This is a genomic window from Sphingopyxis sp. MC1 (genome assembly GCF_000371385.1).
Lineage (GTDB): Bacteria > Pseudomonadota > Alphaproteobacteria > Sphingomonadales > Sphingomonadaceae > Sphingopyxis > Sphingopyxis terrae.
In genome coordinates, this window is sequence record NZ_AOUN01000015.1 from 88022 (window position 1) to 99272 (window position 11251).

Here is an 11251-nt window from a genome sequence, read left to right on the forward strand (position 1 = left end):
TCGGCGACATGCTGACGCACGCTCTCCTCACGAGGAGAAATAGCGTGAACGATCTGCCTTTGCCCGAGTATAATTATCCCGTCGGCACAATCATTGAGATTGACGGCCGCCCACATCGACCGCCCGTCCAGCATATACCTGGCCGACTTACAATCATCGATTGTCACACCGGCCAGCCGTTCCTTGTGCCAGATGGCAACGGCGGCACTATGATGCCCACTCATGACGATTTCGATCGCCTTCTCATCGACGATCGTATCGAGGTCAAGTTCGCGCAGAATGTCCTCGCGTCGAGGGCGCTCGCCACGAGAGCCGAATGGGACCTGTCGGATCTAGAAGTGTTCGATCCGGGCATTCGCAAGGTTATTGCACAGGTCGAATTGCTCGACTCTAAAGGCGTAAAAAACGGTGTGCTCGCCATTGCGAAAGGTCTGGCTGAACACTGGAGGGAGGAACTGCAGGAGCAGTTTGGCGACCCCGATCGTCCCGAGAACATAAAGCGCTGGCGGATGAAGAGCGGCAAACCAGGTGCCCGCGATTTGCGCTTGCTTGTCCGCCTCAGTGGTAACGTTGCGCGCAGGCCCCACGACGCCGAGATACCAAAAGAGATCCGCAACAAACACGCAATGGTTGCGATGGCAGCCAACGACAGAATCAACATGAAAGCGGCATTTTCGCTCGCCCAAGCAGAGTTGATAGAGGTGAATGAGGGGCGCAGCGCGCTGTATGGGAAGCCCGAAACTCCATACCCGCTTTTCAGCTATGCTACTTTTCGTCGCGACTGCATTGCAATCGATGGGTCAGAATTCGTTGCAGAGCGCGATGGCAAGCAGATGGTGGAAAGCGCGATGCGCGGGGGCGGGAAGCCGCTCAGGGCGAGCCGAATTCTTGAAAAAGTGATCATCGATCACACTCCTTTGGACGCGTTCGTCGTCGTTGACCTAGAGCGCGATGTTGTCGCCGGCCGTCCTTGGCTGACATTGGCAATCGATGTTTATAGCCGAGCTATCGTTGCTTGGGTCATAACCTTTCGCCCACCCAGCTACTGGACGGTATGTGAGTGCCTTCGCCGCATGAACCTTCCGAAACGGCCTCCAGCTGCGGATGCCGCTAGATATCCCATTCTCAAACGTATTTGTGGGAAACCGACAGAGCTGATCCTTGATAACGCAAGAGAGTTCACCGGTCATGGCCTCGAGGACGCAGCGAAGTGCGGATCATTCTCCGTGCGTTTCTGTCCGATAAAGAAGCCTCGCTACCGCGCAATCGGCGAGCGGGCGATCGGCACTTTCCAGCGTCGCATGCTCGAGCACCTGCCGGGCGCGACCCGACCTATCGCTGAGACAGACCGCTCTGGTCACGATGCCGCAGACAAGGCGGTGGCCACCATGAATGAGTTGGAAGCGCTCGCAAACAAGACGGCGGCGGAATTTCACGTTGACCCGCACGAGGGCATCAACAATCTGCAGCCTGCTCTTTTATGGCAGCGGTCAGCAAACCGCCACGGCATCGACGTGATGGCTGATCTTCGCCGATTCCGCCTTGAAACCTTCGAGACCAAGTCGAACGTAAAGGTCACGAAAAGCGGGGTGCGCGTATTTAATGGCCTTCGGTATCACTGCGCCATTGGCGTGCCGCGCCTGATCAACAACTGTCTGCGCTTTGAACCTCGACGCCAAAAACGCGTCGATGCAACGATCCATACCAAGATTAAGTTCGATCCAGATAACATTGCCGTCATCCACGTGTGGGACAAGACGACAAAAACCTACGTAGACCTCAAATGCGCTGACGAGACCTATGCCGATGGCATGCCTCTCTGGTTTCACAAAGAACTGGTGGAACTGGCCAAAGCGGATGCCACTGGCGCCCCCAAATCATCCGCAGTTTCTCGCCGCAAATCCACGCCTCAAAAGGCAGATGCCGAACTCAAACGCATCGCCGAGACCGAGGACGACGAAATCACCCCCAAGGGCTTTAATACCGAGGCAGAGCGGCTAGAATCTCGCGCACGTCGGATTGCGGCCATTCGAGCGATCAAACCGGGTGCCAAGCATCGCGAACGATTAACGCTGGCTCGACTCTACGATATTCCGCGGGTTCGCGCGATTACCGGCAATATTGTCCATCTCGACACCGATTTTGCGCGATCGGCCACTACCGACGACTTTATAGCCCATGATGTCTCAGCACTAACGATGCTCGATCAAGAAATCTTGGCGCCACGCCCCGGTGTTTCTGCCGCGCGGCCTCGCACAGGGAAGGGGGACCGGCGCGCGCTCGGCGCACCGCGCAAGTCCGAAGTTCCGTTTGACCAGAATACGTCGGCAACCGCGAACCACGTCACCTTGAGGGTGTCGTTCACTTCACCAAGCTCCACGGATCACTGGATTGGCGATACGAAAAGCCTCGTCTGTTTCGAACGGGACTGCCGTTCGGAGCGGATGCAGCACACCCCGCCATTCCGGCGAGTCCGCGCGATTCCGTCATGATCTATCCGAACGCGGTCAAAGACGTTGAGACCGCTTCCTATCCCTATGCTGACCTTTTTCGCGACTTTTCTTCCTCAATCTGTCAGCCGAACCATGTGCTTGTCACCTATGGATATGGCTTCGGAGACGACCATGTGAACAGGGTCATCGCCGACATGCTGACAATACCATCAACACATCTCGTTGTTCTCGCTTGGAGCGAGAAGCCGCATGACCGGATTGCTTCGTTCATAAAGCGCGTTGGTCGCCCGCAGCAGCTTACGCTTCTTCTCGGAAAGCACTTCGGGGATTTTCGTCAGCTCGTTGAGAACTATCTCCCGAAACCTGCAATCGACCCACTTACTATTAGGATGGGAGAACTTGTTGAACGACGCGGCAAGGCCAAGAAACAGGAAGCCGATGTTGGCGTCGAGGGCGCATGACGACTCTTGTTGAACGGATCGGGACACTAGCCGTTGGGCGCGTCGAAACAGTGTCAGCGGAAGCGTTGCAAATATCTCTGTTCAACGAAACGCCCCAAGCAATTGCACTAAACACTGGTTCGCCGTCGGGCTTTCCCCGCGTCAATGCTTATATCCTCATACCCAATGAGACGGGGGCAGTTGTTGCCGTCATTAAAGAAATTTCTATCGTGCGCGCCAAACCTGTCGCAGGGCAAAAGGCGGAGGGTTTGGTTGACTTGCCGTACCCCGCTCGCACGCTTGCCGCGATCCCATTTGGTACCTTGCTTCGCGAGAAGAATGATGAAGACGGCCAGCCCCAATTCTCTTTAGAACGAGGCGTTCCAGTGCTTCCGTCAGTTGGCGATCCTGTCTTGTTGCCAACCGCCACTCAATTGCGATCGATCGTCGAGGCCAAATCGGATGATCGCCTGATTCAAGTGGGGACTGCTCCGTTTGCGGGCAACGCCCGTGTTTGGGTTCATCCTGATAAACTTTTCGGTCGTCATTTAGCAGTGCTCGGGAATACAGGGAGCGGCAAATCGTGTTCCGTAGCGGGCATCATCCGTTGGGCGCTTGAAAGCGTTCCCGACAAGAAGGTGGATTCCGCAGATGGTGAGCCTACTCCCGCGGAATCAGATCCGCCACTGCCGCCCAATGCTCGATTCATCATTCTTGATCCTAACGGAGAATATTCTCAGGCATTTTCGGACGGATTGTTACCTGTTCGCCGCTTTGCTGTAGGTGGGAAGGATGGCGCGAACGCGCTGACAGTCCCAGGTTGGCTGTGGAACGGTCAAGAATGGGCAGCTTTTACCGCTGCCCAGCCAGGTGTTCAAAGGCCAATCTTACTTCGGGCACTTCGGCAGCTGCGCAATGCGGGTTCTTCCGTTGCGACTGCCAAGGCGCAAGCGCTCCGCAGATATAGTGGCTACGTCCGCCAGCTTGAGCAGCTCTATGCTGACTTACCACAAAGCGTTGCGGGCTTTCCCCGAAATCGAGACTTCGGCTCTCTTCTGGAAGGGCTGAAAGGTTTGACGGAATCGGACGAAGAGACGCTTGCCAACTATGGAGACGACGTCGCTGGTCTCGCTGCTGCCATCGCCAGCATTCGCGATCCGATCGAGACGGTCAGAGCGCAGCGTCACTGGACGACCCAAAATTCCTCAGGGTACAACGATTTCCAGCCTGCCGATTTGCAGAAAGTTTTAGAGGCACTTCGTTCCCTTACCAACGCATTCCCCATTACCGCTACCCATGGAGAAATTAGCGAGGATGCCCCTGTCCGTTTCGACGTCGATGCGCTTCCAGACTGCATTCGCGAGGTCGCCATGGCGACGGGCGGGCAAGCCCTGAACAACGTCGAGCCGCTGATAAATCGGATTCAGATCAATCTTGGCGATTCAGGACTGAAGCCAGTTATAGCCACAGATGGCGCGGAATCCCTTACCAAATGGCTTTCGGCATTTTTAGGACCAAGTGAAGACTTTCCTGAATCCGTCGCAATTCTCGACCTGTCCCTAATCCCTTCCGATGTCGTGCACATCGCTGTGGCCGTAATTGCACGGCTAGTCTTTGAGGCACTTCAGCGGCACATTAACGCGACAGGTCAAGCACTTCCAACCGTTCTCGTGTTGGAGGAAGCCCACAACTTCGTTCGACGTGATACGGACGCAGGAGCGAACGCGCAGGCCACCGACCTTTGTCGGCAGGCCTTCGAGAGGATCGCACGGGAAGGTCGTAAGTTTGGATTGGGGTTGCTCCTTGCCTCGCAACGCCCATCAGAGCTTTCTCCAACGGTTCTCGCCCAATGCAATTCATTTCTACTCCATCGGATTGTGAACGACGTTGACCAAAATCTCGTGCGCCGTCTCGTGCCGGACGCATTGGGCGGTTTGCTTGGTGAGCTACCGACCCTACCTTCTCAGCAAGCCATACTTCTTGGTTGGGCGGTCCCGACGCCAGTGCTGCTGAAAGTGCGCGACTTGCCCAAGGCTCAGCGTCCTCGCTCGCATGACCCCAAGTTTTGGGATACTTGGCTAGGTACAGCCGGTTCGGTACCCAATTGGGCGGACATTGCGACGAGCTGGGAAAACGTAAGCCCCGACGCTACCGGCTAACGCAGTCATTTGCCAATCCAACTGCTGCCAGACCTTCCTTCCACTGCACCCTGAGACTGAGCCGCGAATGTGGCTGTCGTCATCGTCCCGTCAACGGGCGGCCCGATCCATTCGCTGCGCTCCCGTGTTGCCCGTTTCGCCTTACGGCTGACAGCCCGACTTTCCCCCAGCCTGTTCCCTTCGCGTCCTCAGGATACAGCGAAAGGAGATCAGGACATGACCACTTCATCAAAAGAACGCTTCGACGTTTACGGAGCTATCACCGATCAAATCATTGCCGCAATCGAAGCCGGAGCCGAGCATCCGCAAATGCCTTGGCATCGTGCAGGCGGATCAATCGAACGTCCCACCAATATCGAAAGCAAGAACGCCTATCGCGGCGTCAACACCGTCGCCCTCTGGGCATCGGCATATTGCCAGCAGTTCGATCATGGCCTTTGGGGCACATATCGCCAGTGGCAAGAAAAGGGCGCACAAGTCCGCAAGGGCGAGAAATCGTCCATCATCATTTTCTATCGCGACCTACAGCCGCATGAGCGTGACACGCAATCATCCGGCGATGATGATGATCGCGGAAGTCGCTTCTTCGTTGCCCGTGCATCACGCGTGTTCAACGTCGCACAAGTCGATGGCTTCGAGCTTCCTGCAATCGAACCTGCCATTGATCGCATCGATCCATGCGTTGCCGCCGAGGCATTCATCGCATCCACAGGTGCGAACATCACCGTTGCTGGTGAACGTGCTTTCTACAATCGCACAACCGACAGCATCACGATGCCAGATCGTCATCGTTTCGTTGGTACGAAAACCAGCACCGCGACCGAAGGATGGTATTCCACGTTGCTGCACGAGCTGACCCATTGGTCAGGCGCAGAGCAGCGTTGCGCGCGCACCTTCGGTGAACGCTTTGGCGATGATGCCTATGCGATGGAAGAAATGGTTGCCGAACTTGGCGCGGCGTTCCTTTGTAGTGATCTTGGTATCACGGCAGAACCACGCGCCGATCATGCCGACTATATCGGCCACTGGCTGCGCATTCTGAAAGGCGACCGCAAAGCAATCTTCACGGCGGCGAGTGCTGCGAACAAGGCTGCTGAATACCTCAAGAGCATTGCTCAGATCGAACATCGAGAGGCGGCTTAGGCCGCCCTTCAATTCCAATGCCGTTCTAAAGTGGGGCCGCTTGTCGGCCCTTTTCATTGTCTGCCGCGCGTCTGTGATCATCCGGTGATGATGACGGGAATGTTGGCAGGGCCGGTGCATCGTCAACGGCTTGCCCGCTCCATTCGCTGCGCTCCCGTGTTGGCCGTTTCCCTTCGGTGACGCTGCCCCTTCGAACCCTGCCCTTTGCCTCCCCGTCCACTGGACGAACCCAAACGCCAAAGGAGGCAGACATGAAAACCGACTACGCAATCATTCACAAAAACTGGAACGGGATCGAAATCGAAATTCGCTGGATCGCCGATTACGTCTCATTCGACGACGGACAATCAATGGCGCATCTTGAGGTCGAAAGCGTAAAGCCAAAACACGCACCGCTGCCGATCACCGAAACCGGCTATCGCTCGCACTTCATCAATCGTAGCAATGTCGATCACATGGGCGGTCCCGAGGCTTACGTTGAAGCATGGATCGACGAGATGTCACGCACCCACGCATGGCGCGAAACCACATCCGCATCACGCCAACTCGCGCTCTTTTGAGCGCGAGACACGTGCGTTGATCACGTGCATTGCAGCGATAGAATAATTATGGCTCAATGCTTCGATGAGTAAAGTATATCAGCCGCTCGGAGATTTTCTCGACGATCAGACAAGTGATTGCATCGCTTTGAGCTTCGATCAGATCGAGCAGATCATCCATCGCAATTTGCCACAGAGTGCCCACACCTATGATGCGTGGTGGAGCAATTCGCCAGTCGAGGGACGTCATAACGAAGCATGGTTGAAGCGCGGATGGGCGACCGCAGACCTCAATCGCAAAGCACGCACCGTAAAATTCGTTCGCAGCACATTGCCAACAACACGCGAAAAGCCTTTGCGGGCAAAGGCCGGACGACGTGTCAGCGCCGATGGCGAGCGGGTGACGGTATTGAAAGCTGCGCCGACCGCAGCCGCGCACGACATTGCATTGGTCTTCGAATGGAAAATGCTGGGCAATGTTAATCTCGATGCAAACGGCAGCGTTGTATTCCCGAGCGTGACGGGCGGCGCGGGACTTTATCGCCTTCGTCTCGATGGTGTCGGCAGATCGCAAGTGTATGTTGGCGAGTCGGTGAATCTGCGCCGCCGCTTTGGAAATTACCGTGGCCCAGGCCCAACACAGCAAACCAGTCTTCGCATCAATGCACTTCTCAAAGAGGCGATTGCCGCAGGTGCAATCATCGCGGTCGATATCGTCACCGAAGGGGTGAAGCTCACAATCAATGGCGTCCAAGTTTCCGTTGATCTCACCGACAAGGCCATGCGGCGGATGATTGAGCACGCGGCGATTGTTGCCACAGGTGGCACGGATATCGAGATCGCCAACCGATAGGCGATCCGCCGTCACCCAAAGTGAAATGTGGCGCGGGCAGTTTGTCGTGTCAGATCATGCTCTCCTAAAATTGCCACCGAGCAGCGGACATTCCCATCGGCATTCATTCATGGGTTTTTGACCAGCCGCATCTCGGATCAAGGCCGCTCGCTTCCGCGACTTCGTCTTGTGTAGCTCCGCGCGATTGTTCGCTTCGCTCAGCCTTTGATCCTCGCCTCCATCGCCAGGTCACGAGTCTCCCCATGAAGCCGAGGAATTGTCCTTCGGTGGAAACCAAGGAGAACTGAAATGTCTGACACAAACTCAAACCGCCCGAGCCACCGCCTGTTCAACGTCATGGGTGACGGCGACAACGCACGCTGGACTGACATCGGCGTCGCGTGGGCAACCAAGGACGGCAAAGGTTTCACGCTCGCGCTCAATGCGATCCCGGTGAATGGCCGGATCGTCATGCGGATCAACGAGGAAAAGCCAGCCAACAAGAAGGGGAGCTAACGCTCCCCTTCGGGGCTTCGTGAGCCAGCGTCGCTATGGCGCTGGACCACGGCGGCCAAGTTCTTGCGCGATCATCGCGAGAAGCGATTGCGCCGATGCGATTACCGCGTTGCTCGCCGTGACGGCGCGCGATGCATCTTGGAACAAGGCCGCGAGTTGAGCGGTGGATTTGGTCGCAAGATCGTTGCGGTTGAGATTGAAGTTCATGACATCCTCCATTTCGTTTGCGCCGCCCACCATGGGCCGCGTTGGAGGACGTGCATCCGCACATCGATTGCCGATGCATCACCTGTGATCGCAACGAATGTGGAGAAGATCAGGGATCACGATCCCGCCTTGCATCATGCTCAACCGAGTGCGGATAGGTTCGATCAATCAGCGGATCATGTGGTGGTGTAGAAGAGGAGGAAGGCGAACGGCAATGACCCGCAAAGGATCATCCCAAATCCAAACCCCGATCACGTGGCTTTGGAGAAGGTGAGCGCCCATCACGCGTGCGACCATTGCGGTCGCGCTCGGCTTCGCCCTCGCGCATCCGGCGGAACTTGGCAGCGTCCCGATAGAGACCGAGGATGCGTTCAGCTTCCCTGCGTCGGCTCTCTTTGATCAACTCTTGCAGGGCTTGGCGATCCTTGTGCTGCGCATGGATCATAGCGTGCCGCTCATGGCTATCGCGCTCGCGCGCAAATTTGGCTTCCATGTCATTCTGCTTGCGGATTTTGAAATACCTCCCCGTCAGGAAGTCCCATGCACCGGCAATGCCTTTGCGCAGACGTGATGCGCGAATACGCTGCTCCTCGTTCCAGCGTGCTGTGATGGATTTATCGAAGGCTTGGCGTTCAGCCTGATGCTGAACCTTGAGCGCTTCGCGCTTCGCTATCAGCGGTTCCATGTTGCGATGTGCGATGCGTTTTGCCTCTGCAATGTATGTCGAGAGGCGGGGTGCGATCTCTGTCGCGATGCGTTCGCGTGTTTCCGCGACGGACATGAGCTTTGATGAATCGCCGAGCCGTGCTGCGATGTCCGCTTTCTTGTCGGGGATGATGCGCGAGAGTGAATAGACATCGCCGTCAGTGGTGACGGCGACGAAGCCCCGTCTGTCACCGCGCGCGAGAAAGAGGCCGCGCTCTTCGAGCGCCGCCGCAAAGCTCTTGGCATTGTCCGCTTGGCGGTAGCATTCGATAACTGCACCGCGCAGCTCGCGTGGATCGATGCATGCACGCTTGGCTTGCTGCCATTCGTCCAAGGAGAAATTGCGATGATCGCGGAGCTGCGGATTCTCGAAACCGCGTGGCATCTTCCACCCGTTTTCGAGATAAACTTCTTTCGCCAAGGCCTGGAGCTTGTTCTTGAAGAACGGCATATCGATTGCCGTCATGGTCTCAGCGTTGATGCGCGACCAGACGGCATGACAATGTCTGCGGCCTTCTTTTTCGTGAAAGACGATCACACGCGGCTGACCGGTGAGGCCGAGCCGCTCTTCGATATCGCCGATCACTTTCTCGAACACTTCGATGCGCACGGATTCATGTGCGGGAGGGCTGAGTGACATCGAAAAGAGATACTGCTTGCACTTCGTGCCGCGCGCTGCCGCATAAGCTTCGTTCATCGCGCCCATGACTGTGTCGGAGATGAAGCCCGACACTTCATGAATCTCGACATGCTCATTCTCTTCCGTCTTGAGGAGATGGCTCCCAAGCTGACGACCACCGCTGCGCTTGGAGGCTTTGAAGATCATAGGCGCGCATCCAGGTCGAGCGCTTCGATCAGAAGCTGCCGCATCCGCGTGACTTCCTGAACAGCCGTGAGCAGCGCTTCCTCTGTCTCTGGTGTGACAGGAAGGCTGCCCGTGTTCGCGGCCTTCGCGAGTTGGTTCACATTGTTCGCCAACCGCGACTGACCAAGCATCGCCAAGAGCTGCGCGAGCGCGCGATGATCCTTCACCGGAAACTTGCCCCGACGACGCGGAGCGATCCAATCGGGATCAAGGAGACGCGAGCGAATGTATCCGCCGAGCGACATACCAGCCGCATCGGCTTCGATCTTTGCTCGTTCTTCGAAAGTGAGGCGAAGCGAGAAGGGAGGTGGACGACGGCTACCCATGGCCGACCTCCATTCCCTCGTCATCCGAACGACGCTTCTTCGGTCCGCGATAGGTTGGACGTTGCGGACGACGTGCCGAGAGATCGACGCCGATCACATTTGTATCGAGCGAAACCGCACCGACTATCGGTGATGAATCATCATCGCCAGCAGCATCGTTGCTGTTAGCGGCTGGCAAGATTCCGGCGATTGATGTTTGGCTTAAAGCGTGGTTCCACTGGGCTAGCGTATCAAAGAGGAGTTTCGAACTTTCTCCTCCTAGGTGCGCCATTTTCCGTTGCTCTTTATGGTGCGACATTGCCGCTCGCGGTCGGCTACGACATTTTCGTTCCGACCGGAAACGACCGGTTGCGGACGTTCAGCCAAACAACCGGCCGCACAGATACAGCGACAGTTCGCGAGCATGCTGCCCCCAATGGAAGAAATGAAGCCGGAAGGCGAAATGCGCGTCGTTGAGGCTGACATGCTCAGCAAACCATAAGACCTCGCGCATGTCTAACGTAAGGTCAGCCAAGTCATCGATTGCGTCAGCGACCATCAGCGCGTCGTCTAAAGATCCAGTGGGGTCCGCTACCGGATAAGCGCCATAAGTTGGAAAACGTGCCGCCACTTCGGCGTAGAGATATGCGCCGTTTTGCCTCGGCGCGTCCACGTCAGCATCTGACACATCTCCAACTGGGGTTACGTGATAAGCTGCGACTAAGCTGTCCAGCGCAGCGAGGAGCGTTTCGTCGTCCGGCCGATCGCCATCCCATACGACGCTTAAGAAGTGTTTGGCGGCTCTGATGGCTGGCGAACTGTTCATCGCGAGCAAGTCGCACGAGCGGGCGGATGAGGCAATCGTTCACCGCCGATCTGGGTCGAATGACTGACAACGACCGATTGCGGACATCAAATCCTCCCTGTGGCCGCAGGCCATGGGGAGGTGGCAGCGCGAAGCGCTGACGGAGGGGCTAATGGCGCGCCTTCACAGCCCCTCCACCATCGCCTACGGCGACGGTCCCCCTCCCCATCGCTTCGCGACAGGGAGGATTCGAATGGCAGCTTCCCACCCTATTCTGTTGAA

At 56.8% G+C, this 11251-nt stretch carries 12 protein-coding genes; 7 read left to right on the forward strand and 5 right to left on the reverse strand.

The annotated features are described in order from the left end of the window. Window positions 1–44 precede the first annotated feature (44 nt). From EBMC1_RS17960 to EBMC1_RS14940, 7 genes are all read left to right on the forward strand, one after another. The gene (locus EBMC1_RS17960; protein WP_196795434.1) at window positions 45–2492 is read left to right on the forward strand and encodes an integrase catalytic domain-containing protein; all 2448 of its coding nucleotides are present in this window, start codon (window positions 45–47) and stop codon (window positions 2490–2492) included. Next, window positions 2489–2914 (forward strand): hypothetical protein, encoded by a 426-nt coding sequence (locus tag EBMC1_RS14915; RefSeq protein WP_003049622.1) that lies wholly within the window; start codon window positions 2489–2491, stop codon window positions 2912–2914. The genes EBMC1_RS17960 and EBMC1_RS14915 overlap by 4 nt, the downstream gene beginning before the upstream one ends. Then, window positions 2911–5052 (forward strand): ATP-binding protein, encoded by a 2142-nt coding sequence (locus EBMC1_RS18205; RefSeq protein ID WP_040590515.1) that lies wholly within the window; start codon window positions 2911–2913, stop codon window positions 5050–5052. The genes EBMC1_RS14915 and EBMC1_RS18205 overlap by 4 nt, the downstream gene beginning before the upstream one ends. 216 nt (window positions 5053–5268) lie before the next feature. Further along, window positions 5269–6195, forward strand: a complete 927-nt coding sequence (locus EBMC1_RS14925) for an ArdC family protein (RefSeq protein ID WP_003049626.1) — start codon at window positions 5269–5271, stop codon at window positions 6193–6195. Between the two features lie 251 nt (window positions 6196–6446). Next, a complete protein-coding gene (locus EBMC1_RS14930) occupies window positions 6447–6755 on the forward strand; it encodes a hypothetical protein (protein WP_003049628.1) in 309 nt (102 codons plus the stop codon). Between the two features lie 64 nt (window positions 6756–6819). Next, window positions 6820–7587 carry a DUF7662 domain-containing protein gene (locus EBMC1_RS17970; RefSeq protein WP_003049631.1) on the forward strand — a complete coding sequence of 256 codons (768 nt, stop codon included), beginning with the start codon at window positions 6820–6822 and terminating at the stop codon, window positions 7585–7587. A gap of 288 nt (window positions 7588–7875) precedes the next feature. Then, window positions 7876–8082, forward strand: a complete 207-nt coding sequence (locus tag EBMC1_RS14940; protein ID WP_003049633.1) for a hypothetical protein — start codon at window positions 7876–7878, stop codon at window positions 8080–8082. 33 nt (window positions 8083–8115) lie between these two features. Here the strand turns inward: EBMC1_RS14940 and EBMC1_RS14945 are convergent, their stop codons facing one another. From EBMC1_RS14945 to EBMC1_RS14960, 5 genes are all read right to left on the reverse strand, one after another. Beyond that, the gene (locus EBMC1_RS14945; protein WP_156001363.1) at window positions 8116–8289 is read right to left on the reverse strand and encodes a hypothetical protein; all 174 of its coding nucleotides are present in this window, start codon (window positions 8287–8289) and stop codon (window positions 8116–8118) included. A gap of 229 nt (window positions 8290–8518) precedes the next feature. Next, window positions 8519–9820, reverse strand: a complete 1302-nt coding sequence (locus EBMC1_RS14950; protein WP_003049638.1) for a relaxase/mobilization nuclease domain-containing protein — start codon at window positions 9818–9820, stop codon at window positions 8519–8521. Further along, a complete protein-coding gene (locus EBMC1_RS14955) occupies window positions 9817–10185 on the reverse strand; it encodes a plasmid mobilization protein (RefSeq protein WP_040590517.1) in 369 nt (122 codons plus the stop codon). The genes EBMC1_RS14950 and EBMC1_RS14955 overlap by 4 nt, the downstream gene beginning before the upstream one ends. Next, window positions 10178–10456 carry a hypothetical protein gene (locus EBMC1_RS18530; RefSeq protein WP_156001366.1) on the reverse strand — a complete coding sequence of 93 codons (279 nt, stop codon included), beginning with the start codon at window positions 10454–10456 and terminating at the stop codon, window positions 10178–10180. The genes EBMC1_RS14955 and EBMC1_RS18530 overlap by 8 nt, the downstream gene beginning before the upstream one ends. 87 nt (window positions 10457–10543) lie before the next feature. Then, a complete protein-coding gene (locus EBMC1_RS14960) occupies window positions 10544–10990 on the reverse strand; it encodes a hypothetical protein (protein ID WP_040590520.1) in 447 nt (148 codons plus the stop codon). Between the last annotated feature and the right edge of the window lie 261 nt (window positions 10991–11251).

Bases quoted from the DNA above. Each gene is read 5' to 3' on its own strand.
- EBMC1_RS14930 (WP_003049628.1), top strand. From the start codon at position 6,447: ATGAAAACCGACTACGCAATCATTCACAAAAACTGGAACGGGATCGAA.
- EBMC1_RS14940 (WP_003049633.1), top strand. From the start codon at position 7,876: ATGTCTGACACAAACTCAAACCGCCCGAGCCACCGCCTGTTCAACGTC.
- EBMC1_RS14945 (WP_156001363.1), bottom strand. From the start codon at position 8,289: ATGAACTTCAATCTCAACCGCAACGATCTTGCGACCAAATCCACCGCT.
- EBMC1_RS14955 (WP_040590517.1), bottom strand. From the start codon at position 10,185: ATGGGTAGCCGTCGTCCACCTCCCTTCTCGCTTCGCCTCACTTTCGAA.
- EBMC1_RS18530 (WP_156001366.1), bottom strand. From the start codon at position 10,456: ATGGCGCACCTAGGAGGAGAAAGTTCGAAACTCCTCTTTGATACGCTA.
- EBMC1_RS17970 (WP_003049631.1), top strand. From the start codon at position 6,820: ATGAGTAAAGTATATCAGCCGCTCGGAGATTTTCTCGACGATCAGACA.
- EBMC1_RS18205 (WP_040590515.1), top strand. From the start codon at position 2,911: ATGACGACTCTTGTTGAACGGATCGGGACACTAGCCGTTGGGCGCGTC.
- EBMC1_RS14915 (WP_003049622.1), top strand. From the start codon at position 2,489: ATGATCTATCCGAACGCGGTCAAAGACGTTGAGACCGCTTCCTATCCC.
- EBMC1_RS14925 (WP_003049626.1), top strand. From the start codon at position 5,269: ATGACCACTTCATCAAAAGAACGCTTCGACGTTTACGGAGCTATCACC.
- EBMC1_RS14950 (WP_003049638.1), bottom strand. From the start codon at position 9,820: ATGATCTTCAAAGCCTCCAAGCGCAGCGGTGGTCGTCAGCTTGGGAGC.
- EBMC1_RS14960 (WP_040590520.1), bottom strand. From the start codon at position 10,990: ATGAACAGTTCGCCAGCCATCAGAGCCGCCAAACACTTCTTAAGCGTC.